Annotated in this window: 15 protein-coding genes and 1 tRNA gene; 8 read left to right on the top strand and 8 right to left on the bottom strand. The window is 62.8% G+C overall.

Features of this window, described 5'->3' with window-relative positions:
- Positions 1 to 10: 10 nt before the first annotated feature.
- From exbD to ACWAT4_RS24010, 6 genes are all read right to left on the bottom strand, one after another.
- A complete protein-coding gene (gene exbD, locus ACWAT4_RS23985) occupies positions 11 to 472 on the bottom strand; it encodes a TonB system transport protein ExbD (RefSeq protein ID WP_212299237.1) in 462 nt (153 codons plus the stop codon).
- Between the two features lie 3 nt (positions 473 to 475).
- Complete coding sequence (exbB, locus tag ACWAT4_RS23990) at positions 476 to 1,462, bottom strand: tonB-system energizer ExbB (protein WP_449728219.1); 987 nt, start codon at positions 1,460 to 1,462, stop codon at positions 476 to 478.
- Positions 1,459 to 2,148 (bottom strand): Fe2+-dependent dioxygenase, encoded by a 690-nt coding sequence (locus ACWAT4_RS23995; protein ID WP_449728220.1) that lies wholly within the window; start codon positions 2,146 to 2,148, stop codon positions 1,459 to 1,461. The genes exbB and ACWAT4_RS23995 overlap by 4 nt, the downstream gene beginning before the upstream one ends.
- A 20-nt stretch (positions 2,149 to 2,168) precedes the next feature.
- On the bottom strand, positions 2,169 to 4,730 hold the full coding sequence (locus ACWAT4_RS24000; RefSeq protein WP_212425758.1) for a TonB-dependent receptor: 2,562 nt from the start codon (positions 4,728 to 4,730) through the stop codon (positions 2,169 to 2,171).
- 292 nt (positions 4,731 to 5,022) lie between these two features.
- On the bottom strand, positions 5,023 to 7,440 hold the full coding sequence (locus tag ACWAT4_RS24005) for a TonB-dependent receptor (RefSeq protein ID WP_449728221.1): 2,418 nt from the start codon (positions 7,438 to 7,440) through the stop codon (positions 5,023 to 5,025).
- Between the two features lie 231 nt (positions 7,441 to 7,671).
- Positions 7,672 to 7,911, bottom strand: coding sequence for a hypothetical protein (locus ACWAT4_RS24010; protein ID WP_212299232.1), 240 nt, complete (start codon positions 7,909 to 7,911; stop codon positions 7,672 to 7,674).
- 390 nt (positions 7,912 to 8,301) lie between these two features.
- On the opposite strand from ACWAT4_RS24010, the gene ACWAT4_RS24015 reads away from it, so the two are divergent.
- From ACWAT4_RS24015 to ACWAT4_RS24025, 3 genes are all read left to right on the top strand, one after another.
- Positions 8,302 to 9,477 (top strand): efflux RND transporter periplasmic adaptor subunit, encoded by a 1,176-nt coding sequence (locus ACWAT4_RS24015; protein WP_212299231.1) that lies wholly within the window; start codon positions 8,302 to 8,304, stop codon positions 9,475 to 9,477.
- Entirely contained in the window at positions 9,474 to 12,611 is a 3,138-nt protein-coding gene (locus ACWAT4_RS24020) for a multidrug efflux RND transporter permease subunit (RefSeq protein ID WP_449728222.1), read from the top strand. The genes ACWAT4_RS24015 and ACWAT4_RS24020 overlap by 4 nt, the downstream gene beginning before the upstream one ends.
- 63 nt (positions 12,612 to 12,674) lie before the next feature.
- Positions 12,675 to 13,244 carry an invasion associated locus B family protein gene (locus ACWAT4_RS24025; protein WP_212425756.1) on the top strand — a complete coding sequence of 190 codons (570 nt, stop codon included), beginning with the start codon at positions 12,675 to 12,677 and terminating at the stop codon, positions 13,242 to 13,244.
- Between the two features lie 25 nt (positions 13,245 to 13,269).
- On the opposite strand, the gene ACWAT4_RS24030 is transcribed toward ACWAT4_RS24025, so the two are convergent.
- A complete protein-coding gene (locus ACWAT4_RS24030; RefSeq protein WP_212425755.1) occupies positions 13,270 to 15,558 on the bottom strand; it encodes an arylsulfatase in 2,289 nt (762 codons plus the stop codon).
- Positions 15,559 to 15,647: 89 nt separating this feature from the next.
- On the opposite strand from ACWAT4_RS24030, the gene ACWAT4_RS24035 reads away from it, so the two are divergent.
- On the top strand, positions 15,648 to 16,361 hold the full coding sequence (locus ACWAT4_RS24035; protein ID WP_212425754.1) for a TetR/AcrR family transcriptional regulator: 714 nt from the start codon (positions 15,648 to 15,650) through the stop codon (positions 16,359 to 16,361).
- Here ACWAT4_RS24035 and ACWAT4_RS24040 read toward each other — a convergent pair.
- A complete protein-coding gene (locus tag ACWAT4_RS24040; RefSeq protein ID WP_449728223.1) occupies positions 16,316 to 16,675 on the bottom strand; it encodes a DUF1428 domain-containing protein in 360 nt (119 codons plus the stop codon). The genes ACWAT4_RS24035 and ACWAT4_RS24040 overlap by 46 nt on opposite strands.
- 300 nt (positions 16,676 to 16,975) lie before the next feature.
- Between ACWAT4_RS24040 and ACWAT4_RS24045 the strand changes: the two genes are divergently transcribed.
- From ACWAT4_RS24045 to ACWAT4_RS24060, 4 genes are all read left to right on the top strand, one after another.
- Positions 16,976 to 17,049 (top strand) — tRNA-Gln (locus tag ACWAT4_RS24045).
- A gap of 228 nt (positions 17,050 to 17,277) precedes the next feature.
- Positions 17,278 to 18,537: a phage portal protein gene (locus ACWAT4_RS24050; protein WP_449728224.1), complete on the top strand. Its 1,260-nt coding sequence runs from the start codon at positions 17,278 to 17,280 to the stop codon at positions 18,535 to 18,537.
- The gene (locus tag ACWAT4_RS24055) at positions 18,537 to 19,205 is read left to right on the top strand and encodes a tail assembly protein (protein WP_449728225.1); all 669 of its coding nucleotides are present in this window, start codon (positions 18,537 to 18,539) and stop codon (positions 19,203 to 19,205) included. Before ACWAT4_RS24050 ends, ACWAT4_RS24055 begins: the two co-directional genes overlap by 1 nt.
- Positions 19,205 to 19,522, top strand: a complete 318-nt coding sequence (locus ACWAT4_RS24060; protein WP_449728226.1) for a gene transfer agent family protein — start codon at positions 19,205 to 19,207, stop codon at positions 19,520 to 19,522. Before ACWAT4_RS24055 ends, ACWAT4_RS24060 begins: the two co-directional genes overlap by 1 nt.
- The last annotated feature ends 45 nt before the right edge of the window (positions 19,523 to 19,567 follow it).

Below are 19,567 nucleotides of genomic sequence, written 5' to 3' on the forward strand. Positions count from 1 at the left end.
CACGCCGCCATCAGGGTTGAACTGCCCCTTGCGCCGGCCCAGCCGCCGCAGGAGGTGCTTCGAGCGCCACCAGCTTGATCCGAGAATAGCCGCCCGCCCGCAGGATTTCCATGACGCCCATCAACTCGCCGTAAGGCACGGCCTTGTCGGCGCGCAGGAACACGTATTTGTCCTTGCTCATGTCGGCGATGGCGTCGAGCGAGCTGACCAGGTCGGTTCGCTTCACCGCGTTTTCGCCGATCGCGAGCGTCAGGTCCGGCTTGATGCTGACATAGGTCGGCTTGTCCGGTTTCTTCTGCGGCATCGCGCTCGACGTCGGCAGGTCGATCGGCAGATCGACCGTCGACAGTGGAGCTGCGACCATGAAGATGATCAGCAGCACCAGAATGACGTCGATGAACGGCGTGACGTTGATGTCATGCGTTTCCGAGAAATCGTCGTCGTCATCGTTGTCTGTGAGCGAAACGGCCATGGCTTACTCCGCCGCGCGCGAATGCGCACCGCCATGGCTGCGGTCGAGATCGCGCGACAACAGCCGGGCCGCAGCCCCCGAGGCGCGGCTGACGAGCTCGAGATAGCCCTTCGTGACGCGCGAGAAGTGATTGTAGATGATGACGGCCGGGATCGCGGCGACGAGGCCGATCGCGGTCGCAAGCAGCGCCTCGGCGATGCCGGGGGCAACCACTGCAAGGTTCGTGGTCTGCGACTTCGAGATGCCGATGAAGCTGTTCATGATGCCCCAGACGGTGCCGAACAGGCCGACGAACGGCGATGTCGAGCCGATGGTCGCAAGCACCCCCATGCCGATACGGATACGGCGCTGCTCCGCGCGCACGATCTCCAAAAAGCTCGAGGCGGCACGCTCCTTGATGCCGGCATCGCTGGACAGGCCGGCCGACATCCGCGCCTCACGCAGCGCGGCCGCCAGGAAGGACGGCAGGATGCCCTCCTTGGTGCCGAGCGCCATCTGCGCTTCGGCAAGCGAGCGAACCTCGGCGATCTTCTTCAGCGCCGAACGAAGCTTGGCGGAAGCGACCGACAGCTCAATCGACTTCGCGATGAAGACCGTCCAGGTCACGAGCGAGGCAAAGGCGAGCCCGATCATCACCGCCTTCACGATGATGTCCGCCGACATGAACATCACCCAGGGCGACAACTCCTTCATGGCGGGTGCGATGCCGGCCTTCGGCGCCTCGGATGAAGGAACCATGACGGCATCAGTCGAGGACGCGCCCGGCATCGCCGCGACAGGCGCCGCCGTCGATGGCGCCGGCGCAGCAGTCGCATTCGGCTGTGCCGCGACGGCGGGGGCCGGCTGAGCCGCCACCGGTACCGGCGCCGCAACGGGCCGTGCCGGCGCGGCCGGCTGCGTTTGTGTCTGGGCAGAAACAGGAACTGCGAGCCAGGTGACCGTGAGCAGCACGGCTGCGGCGAGGCTCGCTTGGAAAGATGTGATCTTCATACTTCGGCCCAGTAGCGAATGAGGTTGTGATAGATACCCGTCAATTTGACCGTTTCGGGATCGTCACGCCCGAGCCGTGCCACCAGCGCCTGAATGGCGGTGTCGAGGTCAAAGATCATGCTGCGAGCTTGATCGTCCCGTATCATGCTCTGAAGCCAGAAGAAAGACGCAACCCGCGCCCCCCGGGTTACCGGCGTGACCAGGTGCAGGCTGGTCGAGGGATAGAGCACGCAGTCCCCGGCTGGCAACTTGACTTCGTGCGAGCCGTAGGTGTCCTCGATCACAAGTTCGCCACCGTCGTAATCCTCGGGCTCGCTGAGGAATAGTGTGACCGAAAGATCGGTGCGGATGCGAAGGCCGGTCAGGCGGTCACCGCGGATCGCGTTGTCGACATGCAGGCCGAAGTGATGGCCGCTGCTCGCCGCATAGCGGTTGAACAGCGGCGGAAAGATCTGGAGCGGGATCGCGGCTGCCAGAAATCGCGGGTTCGCCGTCAACGCCGAGATGATCCGGTTGCCGAGCTTGCGCGCGACCTCGCTGTCCGGCGGCAACTGCTCGTTGCGCTTGACCATCGCTGACTGCGCGCCCGCGGTGGAACGGCCGTCTTCCCATTCGGCGGCGTCCATGATGCGGCGGAACTCCGCCACATCGTCCTTGCTCAGGACGCCTTCTATGCATGTCAGCATGGCACCTCGTCATGTCTCCATCAGTAGTGCGCCGAGATCACCAGATAGGCGGCGCGGCCCGGTGCTTCCAACACGAAGGGCGCAGCGCTCTGGTACAATGCGTCGTAGTAGCGCTTGTCGAAGATGTTGTTGACCTGGAGCTTGAGCTGCCAGTTCTTGTTGACCTTCGCTTCCGCGAACGCATCAAATCGCCAATAGCCCGGGATCGACGTGCCCTGGTTGGCCGCGAGCAAAGTGCCGCCGAAAATTTGCGAGCGATACACCGCCTGCCCGCCCAGTTCCCAGATATCGTTGACTTGGTACTTCGAGAGCAAGCTGAACGACTGATGCGCGATGTTGGCGAGCGGCCGCCCGACATTCGTCGGATAAAGCGCAATATTAGGCGACGGCGCCAGCGACTTGGTCACCTCCGACTGCATCAAGACGAGGCCGCCGGACAGGCTCCATTTGTCGGTAATATTGCCGCCCACGCCGAGATCGATACCGCGAATCCGGTAGGCTGCACCAGCCGTGATGCAAGACACGTTGCCGGTCATTCCAACGGGATAGCTGCATCCCGCCGGGATGTTCGCTGGCGAAGTCGTGTTGCTGATGTTCTGTGCTTCGCGCGCGTTTTCCTTCTCGGTCTGGAACAGCGCCGCCGTCACCAGCAAATGACGGTCGAACAGCTCCCACTTCGTGCCGAGTTCGATCGCCTTGTTCTTCTCCGGACCGAAGATCTGGGTGTTGCCGCCAGCTAGAGTAGGATTGACGCCGCCGTAGGCCGTGCTGGTGCCGTCGAACTCGGCGCCGACAGGATTCGAAGACGTGGCATAGGCCACGTAGACGCTGCCGTTCGGCAAAGGCTTCAGCGTGAGCCCGAGATTGAAGCTCGGGATTAGGAATTCCGCCGACTGCTGACCAAAGGCACCAGTCGTCGAGTATCCCGACGTCTTGAGACTGTAGTCATCATAGCGAAAACCACCATTGAGGATCAGCAGATCGCGATAGTTGGCGGAATCGACGATGTATCCGCTCGTGGTGTCGATGCCGATCTTGGTCGGCCTGCCCGTGAGGCCCGCGGGGATCGGAAACGGATTGTCCGTCGCCTGCGGAAAAAAGACGTTGACCCCGGTCGTCGATCCGGTGCCGGAGAAAGGCGTTGTCCCGGTTGTGATCTCGGAGCCAAGCCCGGTGTAACTATCGATCGACGATCGCTCTTTGTCGTACTCGATGCCTGCGAGCAATGTGTGCCTAAAGCCGGCAACGTCGTTGAACTTGTACGTCGCCTCGGTTTGGTTGGCGAACACGTCGGTGGCCTGATAGCGGCTCTGCGGGTTTGCACTCACCGTATAAGCCGTGAACGGCGCTCCCGGAGCGAGCGTTGGCGCCTCCGGCAGCGTACCGATGTAGTTCTGCGTCGAATGCGACTCCCGAATCTTGTTGCTCAGCATCAGGTCCGGCGTGATCTGGACCTCGGCGTTGATCGTGCCGATGTCCTGGCCGGTTCTGTAGAAGTCGCGATTGACGAAGCCGTAGAAATTGTTGCGGTTAACGCCAAAGTCCGGAAACGGACCGCCCGAGGTCGACGACGTGCTCGGCCGATAGTACGGCACGCCAAAATCCGGGATACCGGTCAATTCAGTGTGGATGTAGTTGCTCGTAACTTTGATCGAGTCGGTCGGCTTCCAGGTGGTCGCCAAGAACGCACCATCGCGATTGTCGATAACCCGGTCCCGGCCCGCGACATTGGCATCCTGGAACAGGCCGACAGCGCGAATCGCGAATGTGGGATCGACGACTTGGTTGACGTCCAACGTCACACGCTTGGTCATATCGGTGCCAAACGTGGTTTCCATGTTGTAGAAGCTCTTCTCCGTCGCCGCCTGCTTGGTGACGATGTTGATCGCGCCACCCGCCGTGCCGCGGCCCGCGAACGACGACGCGGGGCCGCGCAGAATCTCGACCTGCTCGGTGAAGAAGTTCTCACGAACGCTGACGCCAGCGTCCCGCATGCCGTCGATGAAAATGTCGTTGCGCGCGTCGAAGCCGCGAATGAAGAAACGGTCGCCGAACGCATTGCCGCCCTCGCCGGTGCCGAGCGTGACGCCCGCGGTGCTCAGTATCGCCTGCTTCAGCGACGTGGCGCCCTTGTCTTCCAGCAGCTCCTTCGACAGCACCGTCACCGATCGCGGCGTATCGACCAGCTTCTCCGGGAATTTTCCGGAGGCCTGCATGTGGTCGACCTTGTACGGCGCGGCCGGGTCGGCGTAGGGATTGCGGTCGGGAGCACCAGGGCTCGGATTGGCGACCGGCGCCGTTACAGCCTGTTGACGCTGCGCAGCACGGCGTAGCGCGTTGCGGGCGCGGACCTGATCGGGCGTCGGCTTCGCGGCGGTGGAGCGCGGCCGCTCCTTCGGCGCGTCGACGTTCACGGGCGGCAAAGTTGTTTGTTGGGCCTGAGCTCCGCTCGAGACGGAGGCAACCGCAATCAGACTCGCGACGGCCGACACGGCCTTGCCGGTCGCCGCGTCGAAATTGCTGCCCGACGCCTGCCGTGCTGCGGTCGAACGCAACGACCGCGGAGCCCTCACCATACTCATCCTACGCCCCATTCCGTTTCTGCAATGCGTCGCATTGTGACAATGCGACGCATTGGTCGTATCGAGCGGTGCAATGAGGGTCAACGCAGTCACGGCAACAGAAACTTTGAATCGATCCAGATCAAAACGATTCTAAATTCGAGTTTGAAACGGTTCTAAACTCGAGTTTGTAAGCGTTCTAAACTGGAGACGATATTTGGCCTTGCGATGCAGGCTGTCCGCGCATCGTGAGCGGTTGTCGAGACAGTGGGATACCTGCCGTGGCAGGCATCCCCGATTTGGACCGGCGCAATTAGAACTTGGCTGTCGTGATCAGATAGAACGCCCGCCCGGGTGCGACCGCGACGAACGGCACGGCACTACGATAGAGCGTGTCGTAATAGAGCTTGTTGGTGAGGTTCTGCGCGTAGAGCTTCATGGTCCAGTTCTTGTCGATCTTCTTCTCGACGAAGGCGTCGAAGCGCCAGTAGCTCGGCAGCTCGTTGCCGGTGTTGGCCGCGAACGTGCCGCCATAGACCTTGGAGCGATACACCGCCTGCCCGCCGACTTCCCAATCGCCGTCGAACTTGTACTTGGTCAACATGCTGAACGATTGGTGCGCGACGTTGGCGAGCTGCAGACCGAGGTTCGAAGCAATATTGCTCTGAGTGACCTTTGACTGCATCAGCACGATGCCGCCGAAGACGCTCCAGCGATCGGTGATCTGGCCTTCGGCCTCGATGTCGATGCCCTGGATACGGTAGGCCGCGTTCGAGGTGAGCTTGCCCGTGCCATCGTTCTCGCGGGCGTTGTCCTTGGTGGTCTGGAACAGCGCCGCGCTGACGAGCAGGTGACGATCCGCGAGCTCCCATTTGGTGCCGAGTTCGGCCGCCTTGTTGCGCTCAGGCCCGAGCAGAACCGCCGTATTGGGCGGAACGCCGCCGTAGTCGGTTCCGGTCGCGTCGAGCTCCGACCCGAACGGATTGGCCGAGGTCGCATAGGCTACATACACACTGCCGATCGACATCGGCTTATAGACCGCGCCGACATTGTAATTGACGAGATCGGCGTTCATTTTTAGAGCCGGCGGCGCGTTGACCGACGCGCTCATGTTGTAGCCGTCGTAGCGCACGCCACCATTCAGGATGCCGGTGTCCTGCCAATTCGCAGTATCCATGACGTAGACGCTGCTGGTGTTGACGCCGTAGCGCGTCGGGTTACCCACCAGTGACGGGGAGGTGAAGCCGGTCAGATAGGTGTACTGAGGGGAGTAGAGATTGACCCCGGAGATGGCCCCGGTGCTCGTGAACGGCGAGCCCGCCAGTTCCGACGAGAGACCCGAGTAACGATCGATCGAGATGTTCTCGTTGGTGTATTCGACGCCGAACACCGCAGTGTGCTTGACCCCGCCGGTGTCCAGCTTGAACGTGGCCTCGTTCTGGTTGGCCCACACGTCCACCTGCTGGTAGCGGCTCTGCGCGCTCGCCGTCGTGGTCCAGAGCAGCGGGTTGATGTTGGTCGTCACCGGGCTCTGCGGCAGCGTGCCGATATAGTTGAGCAGCGAGTGCTCGCCGCGCACCTTGCTGCTCAGCGTGATGGCCTCGTTGACCTTGTATTCCGCCGTAGCCGTGCCGAAATCCTGCCGCGCGGTCTGGAAGTCGCGGTTGAGGAAGCCGTACCAGGTCCCGCGCGGAATGCCGGCCGACGTCACCGGCACATTGCCCTGCTTGTAATAGGGCACGCCGAAATCCGGCAGGCCACTGAGATCGGTGTGGACGTAGTTCGTCGTGATCTTGATATCGTTGGTCGGGGTGTACTTGGTCGACAGGAACGTGCCCCAGCGATCGTCGGTCACGTAGTTGCGGCCGGCGACATTGGCATCCTGGAACAGGCCGCCAGTGCGCACCGCGAAGGTCGGATCCACGACCTGGTTGACATCGATCGTGACGCGCTTGGTTCTGTCGGTGCCGAACTTGGTGTCCATCCGCTGGAAGTTGACGTCGCCTGCCTGCTTGGTGACGATATTGATGGCACCACCAGCCGTACCGCGTCCGGCATAGGACGATGCCGGCCCGCGCAGGATCTCGATCTGCTCGGTGAAGAAGTTCTCACGGATGGAGACGGCGGGATCGCGGATGCCGTCGATGAAGACGTCGTTGCGCGCATCGAAACCGCGAATGAAGAAGCGGTCGCCGAAGGCGTTGCCGCCCTCGCCCGACCCCAGCGTCACGCCGGCGGTCGAGCGCCCGATCTCCTTCAGCGTCGTCGCGTTCTTGTCTTCCAGCACTTCCTTGCTGAGCACAGTGATGGTCTTCGGCGTGTTCAGCATCGGCTCGGGAAACTTGCCGGAGGCCTGGACGTGGTCGACCTTGTAGGGCGCGGCCGGATCAGCATAGGGATTGCGATCGACGGCACCGGCCGGGGCCGGCGCAACGGCGGCGGCCTGCTGCTGCGCCTGCTGACGCTGCGCTGCGCGGCGCAGCGCGTTACGCGCGCGGATCTGCTCCGGCGTCGGCTTCGAGGCCGATGGACGCGGGCGCTCGACCGGCGCGTCGACATTCACCGGCGGAAGGCTCGACTGCTGCGCCTGCGCGCCGCTCGACACCGACGCCACCGCGATCAGACCGGCAACGGCCGACACCGCCTTGCCGGAATTGCCATCGAGCTTCTCGTCAAAAGAACTTCTTGCCGCAATCGCACGCAACGATCGCGGAGCCACTGCCAACCCCATTCCAACACACCCCATTCCAAATTCGCCGAACGCAACATGCGCGACGAACGATGAAGCGGTGCTATCGACCACAAAAAATCAGGTCAACGCGAGGAGGCCCGCAAGCTCACTTGAATTCATCTAGATCAAAACGATTCTAATATTTCGAATTTGAAAATGCCGAAATGTCGCGCGACACATTGATGCAGTCGGACACAACGACTCTTGTCTTCGCGTCGTTTGCGCAGGGCGTCAGTCGCTGCTCGGCGGCTTCATCAGCGAGAACAATTCGTCGACGGTGCGCTGCGCCGTCGCGCGGACACGATCGGTGTTGTCCATGCCGGCGATGTTGATGCCGTTGACGACGGCTTTGATCTCGTCGCGGAAGTCGGTGAGAAAGCGCAAGGGATCGCGCTGCTCATTAGCGACGCGCGCGATCAACCCCGTGATCAAAATCTGACACGCGATCAGCTTGCCGTTCAGCTCGTCCATTCAGCACTCCCATTGTGGCGGCGCTGATATGGACGACGCTGATTTTGCTGACAACCGAAACGCCGCCCGGTCAGTTTAGAACCGTTCTCGCAAAGGCCCCCGGCTCGCCTCGCGGCACCGCGCCGCTCTCGCCTCGCGCGGCCTCATCCACGCCGTCCGCGAGCATTGTCTATCTCTTGCACGCTCCTCGCACGGAATAGGAAAATGCAGCACTGCACACCGCAGGGTCACCCGTCTGCCTACGGGGTGCAAAGCTTTCCAATTGTTTAGGATTCTCAACTGATAGTGCTGTTTACACTGGAACTTGGCGTGTATTATACAAGCCGTACTGGAACCCTTTGATAGCCCCACAATTCGTTGTTTTGGGCATACAAGCCGATACGCTCCCATATGAAAAAGTCACGGCCGATCCTGTGGATTGTGATCATCGCAGCTGTGGCCGGTGGCGGCTATTACGGCTGGCAGCGCTTCTCGGCGTCTGAGGCGGGGAAAGCTCAGACGGCGCAGAAGGGCGCGCCGCGGGTTGCCGCCGTGCCCGTCAGCATCTCGCCGGTCCAAAAGGCCGACTTCCCGGTCTATCTCACCGGCCTCGGCACCGTGCAGGGCTTCAACACCGTACAAGTCCGGACCCGGGTGGACGGCCAGATCGACAAGATCGCCTTCACCGAAGGCCAAATGGTCAAACAGGGCGATCTCCTGGTCGAGGTCGACCCGCGCCCGTTCCAGGCCGCCCTCGATCAGGCCAAGGCCAAGAAGGCGCAGGACGAGGCTAATCTCGCCAACGCCAATCTCGATCTTCAGCGCTACACCAAGCTCGGTGAATTCGCGACGCGGCAGCAGACCGACACGCAACGCTCCACGGTTGCCCAGCTCACCGCCCAGATCGCCGCCGACGAAGCCGCGATCGCCAACGCCCAGACCCAGCTCGACTACACCCAGGTCAAGTCGCCGATCACCGGTGTCGCCGGCCTGCGTCAGGTCGACATCGGCAACATCGTCAACGCTTCGACCCAGACCGGCATCGTCAGCATCGCGCAGGTCGAGCCGATCACGGTGATCTTCACCGCGCCGGAAGACCAGCTGCCTTATATCAGCGAGGGCCAGAAGTCGGGTGAGCTCAAGGTGATCGCATTCACCACCGACGGCAAGAAGACGCTGGCCGAAGGCAAGCTCGCGGTGATCAACAATCAGGTCGATACGACCAGCGGGACTATTCGGCTCAAGGCGGTGTTCGACAACAAGGAACACACGCTGTGGCCGGGACAATCGGTGTCGACACGCCTTCTGGTGCGGACTTTGAAGGATGCGACCATCGTCCCCGATGACGCGGTCCAGCATTCGACCAACGGCCTCTACGCCTATACCGTCAGCCCGGACAACAAGGCCGAAGTTCACAAGATCAAGGTCAGTTATTCCATCGACGGACGTTCGGTCGTCGATGAAGGAGTAAACCCCGGTCAGCAAGTCATCACCGGCGGTCAGTACAAGGTGCAGCCCGGCAGTCTCGTCTCGACGACTGTCGCGAGTTCGGATCCGGTCCAGAAAAACAAGGTTCAGCAAGAATGACCGAAGGCGGGATTTCGGCACCTTTCATCCGTTATCCCATCGGCACATCGCTGCTGATGGCCGGCATTCTCTTCGTCGGTCTCGTCGCCTATCCCCTCCTGCCGGTCGCGCCGCTGCCGCAGGTGGACTTCCCGACCATCCAGATCACGGCCAATCTGCCCGGCGGCAGCCCGGAAACGATGGCCTCGTCGGTCGCGCAACCGCTGGAGCGCCAATTCGCCCAGATTCCCGGCATCGCGCAGATGACTTCGACGAGCTATCTGGGCACGGCCTCGATCACCATCCAGTTCGATCTCAACCGCAGCATCGACGGTGCCGCCAACGACGTGCAGGGCGCGATCAACGCCGCCAGCGGCCAGTTGCCCAAGAACCTGCCCTCTCCCCCGACCTACCGCAAGGTCAACCCCGCAGACGCGCCGATCCTGCTTTTGTCGGCGACCTCGGAAACGCTGCCCCTGACCAGCGTCAGCGACGCGGTCGACGCCCAGCTCGCTCAGCAGATCAGCCAGCTCTCGGGCGTGGCGCAGGTCTTCATCGGCGGTCAGCAGAAGCCTTCCGTCCGCGTCCAGGTCGACCCGGGCAAACTCGTCGCCAAGGGCTTGTCGTTGGAAGACGTCCGCAGCGCGATCGGCATCACCACCGTCGATAGCCCCAAGGGCAACATCGACGGCGACAGACGCGCCTACACGATCTACGCCAACGACCAGCTCACCCAGTCCAAGGACTGGAACGACGTCATCATCGCCTATCGCAACGGCGGCCCTTTGCGGATCAAGGACATCGGCCAGGCGGTCACCGGTCCTGAGGATGCCAAGCAGGCGGCTTGGGCCAACGGCAAGCGCGGCGTGTTCCTGGTCGTGTTCAAGCAGCCGGGCGCCAACGTCATCGAAACCGTCGACCGGATCAAGGCGACCCTGCCCCGGCTGGTGGCCGCGATCCCGCCTGCGATCAAGATCCAGGTGATCAGCGACCGCACCACGACCATCCGCGCCGCGGTCGAGGACGTGCAGTTCACGCTGCTCCTGACCATCGCCCTCGTGGTCATGGTGATCTTCGTCTTCCTGCGCAGCTTCTGGGCGACCGTGATTCCCACCGTCACGGTTCCACTGGCACTGCTGGGTGCCTGCGCGCTGATGTGGGTGTTCGGCTATTCGCTCGACAATCTCTCGCTGATGGCGCTCACGATCGCGGTCGGCTTCGTCGTCGACGATGCCATCGTGATGCTCGAGAACATCACGCGCTATATCGAGGAAGGCGAGAAGCCGCTCGCTGCCGCCTTCAGGGGGTCAAAGGAAATCGGCTTCACCATCGTGTCCATCAGTATCTCGCTGGTCGCGGTGCTGATCCCGCTGCTGCTGATGGGCGGCATCATCGGACGCCTGTTCCGCGAGTTCGCGGTCGTTCTTGCCATGACGATCTTCGTCTCGATGTTCGTGTCGCTGACCTTGACGCCGATGATGGCCTCGCGCTTCCTGCGCGCTCATGGCGAGGTCACCCACGGCAAGTTCTACCAGTGGAGCGAGAGCGCCTTTGATGCGATGCTGCGCGGCTACGAATATGTGCTCGACCACGCGCTGAGCTGGAAACGCACGACGCTCTTCGTCTTCTTCGCGACACTCGCGCTGTCGATCTATCTCTTCGTCCTGATCCCGAAGGGCTTCTTCCCGCAGCAGGACGTCGGCCTGATCACGGCCACGTCGGAAGCCTCGCAGGATATTTCCTTCAAGGAAATGGTCAGGCGTCAGGAGCAACTCGGCAAGATCATCCTGGCCGATCCCGACGTTGCCAGCGTTGCCATGTCGATCGGCGGCAGCGGCCGCGCCGGCAACAACGGCAACCTTTTCATCACGCTGAAGCCTCGCGACCAGCGCGAGGCCTCGGCCCAGCAGATCATCGGACGGCTCCGTCCGCAGTTCGACAAGGTCGAGGGCGCCCGCCTCTACATGCAGGCGGCGCAGGATGTCCGGCTCGGCGGCCGCCCGACGCGCACGCAGTTCGAGTTCACCCTGCAGGACGCCGATCTCGGCGAGCTCAACGAATGGGCGCCCAAGATTCTCGCCAAGATGCAGACGCTGCCGGAGCTGCGCGACGTCGCGACCGACCAGCAGACTCAGGGCACCACGGTCCAGCTCAAGATCAACCGTGACACCGCCTCGCGCTATGGCATCCAGCCGCAGCTGATCGACGACACGCTCTATGATGCGTTCGGCCAGCGCCAGGTTGCCCAGTATTTCACCCAACTCAACAGCTATCACGTGATCCTGGAAATCCTGCCGGAGATGCAGGGCAACCTGGATTCGCTGAACAAGCTGTATCTGAAATCGCCCCTGACCGGCGACCAGGTGCCGCTGTCGACCTTTGCGACCTGGACCACCGATCCGGTCCGCCCGCTCTCGATCAGTCACCAGGGCCAATTCCCGGCGATCACGATCAGCTTCAACCTCGCTCAAGGCGTGGCGCTCGGCCAGGCCACCCAATCCGTTCAGAAGGCGATGGCTGATCTCGGCGCGCCGGCGACGCTGAACTCGAGCTTCCAGGGCACCGCGCAAGCGTTCCAGCAGTCGCTCGGCACCGTGCCGCTGCTGATCCTCGCGGCGCTGGTCGTGGTCTATCTGATCCTCGGCATCCTCTATGAGAGCTACATCCACCCGATCACGATTTTGTCGACCCTGCCCTCGGCCGGCGTCGGCGCATTGCTGATCCTGATGGCGGCCGGCTTCGACTTCAGCCTCATTGCCTTGATTGGAATTATTCTGCTGATCGGCATCGTGAAGAAGAACGGCATCATGATGGTCGACTTCGCCATCGCCGCCGAACGCGACGGAAAGACGCCAGAGGAATCGATCCGCCAGGCCGCGCTGCTGCGCTTCCGACCGATCATGATGACAACGATGGCAGCGCTGCTCGGCGGCGTGCCGCTGATGCTCGGCCACGGCACCGGCGCGGAAATCCGCCAGCCGCTGGGTTACGCCATGGTGGGCGGCCTGATCGTCAGCCAGGCGCTGACGCTGTTCACCACGCCTGTGGTCTATCTCTATCTCGACAAGTTCTCGAACCTGTTCTCGGGCCGTTCGGCCGACGACGAAGGACACGAGGCGTCGCAGCACGGCACCGTCAAGGAAGCCGCCGAGTAAGCTTGCGCCGCGGCTTCCGCGACGCTACAGCGAGGCCCCGGTTCACGCCAACGCGGTCTCGCCATGCCCATGCAATCCAGACTTGCCGCTCTCGCCGCCGTTGCCCTATTGTCGACGGGCACCGCGTATGCCCAGCAGGGCGCCAAGAAGAACGCAGCGCCGCCTGCCCCGGCCGCACAGCCCTCGCCCGCGCCCGCGCAGCCACAGGCCGAAGGCGCCCCGGCGCAGCCCGGCTGGATTGCGCGTTGCACCAGCGCCAGCCGCGATGCCCCGCTCGAATGCGCGATCGAGCAGAACGCCGTCCTGACCAAGACCGGCCAGACCATCGTGCTGATCAATATCCGCATCGCCCCCGACACCCGCACGCCGGTCGCGTTGCTCCAACTGCCGCTCGGCCTCAATCTGCCGGTTGGCGCAAAACTCCAGGTCGACGAGGGCAAGACGGTCGATCTCCAGATCCAGACCTGCGAGAACCGCGGCTGCTACGCCTCGACGCCGATTGCGCCGGACCTGCTTGCGAGCCTGAAGTCGGGCAAGCAGCTGAAGGTCTCCTTCCAGAACATGGCCAAGGAGACGATCGCGATCCCGATGCCGCTGAATGATTTCGCGGCGGCCTACGACAAGATCAAGTAGCGGCGGACATCGGTCGCTCGCTCCGTTACTGCCGCGCCATCTGTGCATTGCCGACGGCTTCGCCGTCGAGTGACTGATCGTCATGCATGGTGACGGTGACACGAAGCAGTCGCCCGTCGAATTCAAACGGCGCTTCGTAGTGCGACACCGGACTGCCGCGATCGCGGCCGATGTCGAGGCCGGACCATGAGATCAGAGTGTGGAAGCCCAGCTGGGTCTGGAGCGAGCCTGCCGCCTCCCCGTCGATCAGCAGCGTGTAATCCGTGACGCCGGTGCGTGAGCCCTTCGCGGGCGGTTCCTTGCGCACGAGACGTTCGACATGGACGCCGAGCCGCCGCGCACCTGAGGGCACCTTGCGGTCGGAGCGCACGATCTGGTGGCTGCCGCCAATGTTGAGGTCGTGCACGAGGCGGCCATCTTTGATGTAGAGGCTGTAACCCGACGTCGCGTCGCCATGCGAGATCAGCACGCCGCCCGCGCCCGCCTCCTCGATCTCGACATGCGCCTCGATCGTATAGCTGCGGCTGCGCACGTCGGGCGCAACATCGGTCGGCACATGGCCCATGCCGGCGTGGAAGGCGAAATGATGCCGTGCGCCGTGAAAGCGTGCCGCATTCTCGGCAAAGCGCGGCCCGAACCGGTCGTCGAGCGGCAGCACGTTGTGCTTCTCGGCCTCGCCCCACCATGCCGCGATCATCCGCGCGAGCCGCTCCGGCTCCTTGGCCGCGAGATCGTCGGTCTCGGAGAAGTCCCGGTCGAGATGGAACAGCTCCCATTTATCGTTCTCGAACGGCGTGCCCGGCGGATGATAGGCGACGGCCTTCCAGCCGCCCTGCCACAGACCGCGATGGCCGAACATCTCGAAATATTGCGGCGAGCTCTTTGAGGGTGCGGTCGCGTCCGCGATCGAGCGCGCGAAGCTTTCGCCCTCGAGCGGCATCTGCCTGCAGCCCGCGATCTCGCGCGGCGCCTCAATGCCGATCAACTCCAGCAGCGTCGGCGTGAGGTCGCAGGCGTGCACGAATTGGTGTCGCAGCTCACCCTTGGCTGCAATCTGCCTCGGCCAGTTGATGACGAAGGGATCGCGGATGCCGCCGCCATGGGTGTTCTGCTTGTAACGCCGCAGCGGCGTGTTCGATGCCATGGCCCATCCATGCGGGAAATTGCTGTGCGTGTCCGGCCCACCAATTTCGTCGATGCGGGCGAGCTTCTCTGCGATCGGCTCCGGCTTGAAATTAAATGGCCCCATCGCGTTGACGAAGCCAAGCGGGCCGCCTTCCTGGCTCGCACCATTGTCGGACATGACGATGATGACCGTGTTGTCGCGAATATCGGCCGCCTCCAGGAACGAGACGAGGCGTGCAAGATGCCGGTCGGAATGGTCGAGCATGCCGGCAAAAGCCGCCTGCAGACGGGTGAACACGCGCCGCTCGTCGGCCGAATGATCGTTCCACGCCTTCACGCCATCATTGCGCGCCGGCATCTGCGTCTCCTGCGGCACCAACCCCATCGCCTTCTGACGCGCCAGCCGCCGCTCACGCTCGACATCCCAGCCGTGCGCGAATTCGGCATCGTAGCTTCTGATGATATCGGCCGGCGCCTGGTGCGGCGCGTGACAGGCGCCCGGCGCGACCCAGGTCAGCCAGGGAATATCGGGCCGATCGGCCTGGTGATCGCCGATGAAGCGGATCGCCTGGTCGATCAGATCCTCGGTCAGATGATAACCATCGGCGCATGTGCCGGGAGGATCGATGTGCGTGTTGTCAGAGACGAGCTCGGGCGCATATTGGTCGGTCTCGGCGTCGAGGAAGCCGTAGAAGCGGTCGAAACCGCGCCCCAGCGGCCAGCCGTCGAACGGGCCGGTGGCGCCGCTCTCGGTCAGTGGCGTGACGTGCCATTTGCCGACCATGTAGTTGCGATAGCCGTGCACGCGCAGCATTTCCGCGAGTGTGCCCGCTTCACGCGCGATCTTGCCGCGATAACCGGGATAACCGGAATCGAAATTGGCGAGACACCCGACGCCGACCGAATGATGGTTGCGCCCGGTCAGCAGCGCCGCGCGCGTGGTCGAGCACATCGCGGTGGTGTGGAAACCGGAATAGCGCAGGCCCTCCGCGGCGAGCCGGTCGATCGTCGGCGTCCTGATCGCAGAGCCATAGCAGCCGAAATCGGAGAAGCCGACGTCGTCGAACAGCACGACGAGGATGTTCGGCGCGCCCGCGGGCGGCTTCACAGCCGCCGGCCACCAGGGTTTTGACTCCGCAACCGTCCTGCCGACGGTGCCGCGGAACGGCGTGCCGCTGCCTGCGCTCATGTATTGCTCCCTGTCCCGGCCGGTGCGGTTGACCCGCGGCTCGTCCCGTCTTAGATTATAATCCGAATTATGATTATGATTTAGGACGGATGCAAGCACGAACGCGGCCATCTTCCGAGGAGCCCGGCTCTCGCGATTTCGACCTGCCTGGCGTCGCACCGTCTCGCCAAAAGCGCAGCCGCGAAACGACGCTGGCGCTGCTGCGCGCCGGCGCCGACATGCTGCGCACCCGCAGCCTCGCCGAGCTTTCGATCGAGACGCTCTGCGCTGAAGTGAGCGTCACCGTCGGCGCCTTCTACAGCCGCTTCGAGAGCAAGGAGGCCTATTTCAACGCGCTGATGGCGCTGGCCGCGCGCGATGGCGAGCAACGGCTGGGCGAGATCAGGCGCCCCTCACCCGAGACAAATCTTGACCAGTTCTGCCACATCCTCGTCAGCGGCATCATCGCCTGGATGCGCCACCACGAGGGCGTACTGCGCGCAGCGCTGCAGCATGATGACACTCGTCCGGACAAATGGACGCCGTTCAAGGCTCTGGCCAAGGCGACCACGATGCACGCCACCCCTCTCCTGCTGCCCGCGATGGGCAAGGGGCGCACAGCCGCCAAGACCCGCGCCATCGCATTCGGCTTGCAAGTCGTGCTCGGCACGCTGGTGAACGCGATCCTCAACGATCCCGGCCCGCTGTCGCTTCGGTCGAAAGAGATGGAGACGAGGCTTGCCTTCTGCCTGTCACTGTTGCTCCAGGCGGAGATTGGTCAGTCCACCTCGCTCGCCCGCAGCAGCATCGTGAAGCCGCCATAGATCATGCGCTTGCCGTCGAACGGCATGTCGGAGCTCTTGAGCCTCGGATCGGCCATCACCTTGGCGTTGACGGCATCGCGGCTCGCCCGATCGCGGTAGACGATCCAGGAGAACACCACGACCTCATCCTCGTTGGCCATCACCGCACGCGGAAACGAGGTGAGTACGCCATGAGGAACGTCGTCGCCGATGCATTCGACATAGTCGAGCGCGCCATGCTCCATCCACACCGCGCAAGCCGTTCGCGCCAGCGCCTTGTAAGGCTCGATCTTGTCCTTCGCCACGGCAAGCACGAAACCATCGATATAGGGCATCACGGATCTCCTCGGGTTGTGTGTCCAAGGACGATCCACGGGGCCTCAATCCGACCGGTAATGACGATATTCGGCTGAGGCAAACCGTCGCGAGCGGTGGCGGGGCGAACAGCAGGAACCGGCGATCCCAGGGCCGAGGCGCCTCATGTGGATCGCAGAACGCAGGTGCACCGCAGCGCTTGCCAGCCCCCAGCCGAGCGGGTAGAAACCCTCCACGCCTGAGCCGTGATTTGCGCAAGAAGCGCTGCCGGCCGCAGTCGGACAAATCAGTAAGATATTGAATTTGTTCGACTATTCCGGTGGGGAATGGTGTAACGGTAGCACAACAGACTCTGACTCTGTTTGTCTTGGTTCGAATCCAGGTTCCCCAGCCACTTCGACGTTTTCACAATAAAATCAATTAGTTACGACAGATGGGCGACTCTAAAAACGGTGCCACTCGTAACCGCTTTTCGTGACCGCACCACGTAACCACGACTCATTTTTGCCGCAATCGTCGCGCAAGATAGTTACGTGTTCGGGCCTCGGCTCGAAACAAATGCACACACAGAGAATCGTCCCTCGCCTGCTCAACCAGCGGGCCAAACTCTCTGTTGTGCCCTTTGTCCATCGCGACCCGCTTCAAATCCCTTCTCGGCATCGGCATCGGCATCGAGACCAAGGCCAGCCTCGCTGAGCCCGACGACCTGTTGTTGTCGCTCTTCGGCGCTGGGCAGACCCTTGCCGGCGCGTCCGTAACCCCGGCCAGCGCAATGACGTGCGCGCCGGTTGCATGTGCAGTCCGGTCGATCTCTGAGGCGGTCGGCCAGCTCCCCTTGCGCATCTACAAGCGGCTCGCCGATGGCGGCAAAGAGCCTGCGACCGCCCATCCCCTCTATCGGCTCCTGGGCGACGCGCCGAACGCCTGGACGCCTGCCGGCCTATTCCGGTCCCAAGTCACCGCCGACGCGCTCTTGCAGCCATACGGTGGCTTTGCGCAGATCGTGCGCGCGGACGGCAAGCCCTATGAACTGATCCGCCTAGATCCCGCTCTGACCTCGATCGTGGTCGACTACTCGAATTTCGAACCGGCTTATGCCGTGAAGGCGGACGGCAAGAATCCCGCGCGCGAAATCCCCGCGGCCGACATCATCCACATCCATTCCCCGGCTTACCGTCCGTCGCGCGGCCTTGTCGGCGAAGCACGCGAGGCCATCGCGCTTTGCATGGTCCTGGAGCAATACGCCGCGCGCCTATTCGGCACCGGCGCCCGTCCGTCTGGCGTGCTTTCGCTCAAGAGCAACATGACGCCCGACGCGATCGCAAAGGTCCGCGCGGCTTGGCAGGCGGCGCACGGCGGCTCCAACAGCGGCGCGACTGCCATTCTTCCCGGTGACATCAACTGGCAGGCGCTCGCCCTGACCAGCGTTGACGCGCAATTCCTGGAGATGCGCCAATTCGCAATCCGCGAGATCGCGCGCATCTTCCGCGTCCCGCCTCACATGCTGATGGATACGGACCGTGCCACGCCGCGCAGCGTAGAAGCGCTGGGTCAAGAGTTCGTGTCTATGACGCTGCTCCCGTGGCTCAAGGCCTGGGAACAGTCGCTCGAATTGAAGCTCTTGACCAACGAAGAGCGAGGCCAGTTTTGCATCGAATTCAATCTGGACGCCTTCGCGCGAGCTGACTTGCTCGCACGCGCCCAGGCGCTTAGCGCTGCCGTAGCGGCGCGCATCCTCAATCCCAATGAAGCGCGCGCGATCGGATTCGGCCTGCCTGCTTACACCGGCGGCGACAAGTTCGAGAACCCGAACACCTCATCCGCTCATGCCGGCGGCACGCTCAATGCCGGGAACGACAACAACAATCAAGAGGCCGCGTGATGCTTGGCACCGTTCACCTGCATGGTCGCCTCAGCAAAGACTTCGGCGCATCTCATCGTTTCCACGTTGCCACGGCTGGCGAAGCCTTGCGCGCGCTCAACTGCGCATTCCCCGGTCGTTTCGTGAAGGCAATTGAGCAAGGTGCTTACAAGATCGTCCGCGGCGACAAGCGCAACGGAATGCAGCTCGATCTCGATCTGGTCAACCAGTTCAATCTTGGCCGTGCCGACCTACATATCATCCCGATCGCGAAGGGCGCGGCTTCCAATACCGCGAAAGGCACCACCAAGATTGTGCTCGGTTCAGCGCTGGTCGGCAGCGCCATCTTCCTATCGGGTGGCGTGCTTGCGACCCCGCTTGCGGCGTCTGGCATTCTCTCAGGCACCACATACGGCACAGTTGCCGCGATCGGCCTTGGTCTCGCTCTGTCTGGCGCTTCCACCCTGCTTACCAAGCCAGCCGGCCAACCGACGCAGGCCTCGAATGGTCTCAGCGCTAACGGCGGCAACATCGGCAATTCCGGCCAGCAAGGGAACGCAATCCCGCTGATCTATGGCGAGTGCATGGTTGGCACCACACCAATTGAGGCGTGGTCCGACGTTGAAGACATCAGCGTCTATGCCGACAGCGCCGGCTCGATCGAAACTGCATTCGGGGAGCGCGGCTGATGGCACACACTGCATTCCTCGGTGACCAGGAATATTCATTCGATCTTACGCCCCCGCTCGTTCGCGAGCTGGAGGCCAAGTGCGGTCCCATTGGCGGGCTCTGCAATCGAGTGTTCGCGCGCAACTTCGCCCAGGCCGACATCACCGAGACGATCAGGCTTGCACTGATCGGCGCCGGCACCGCGCCTAAGCGCGCAGCCGAGTTGATTGCAGCCTACGTTGAAGGTCGGCCTCTTATCGAAACATACGAACTCGCCGCCAAGATCCTAGAGCGGACGCTGTTCGGCAATCCACATGAGAAAGGAAATGTGCAGTGAAACTTAGACCATTGTCGCTGCCGTCGCTCAGTTCAAAGCCGCGCG

Source organism: Bradyrhizobium sp. T-1, from assembly GCF_053592855.1.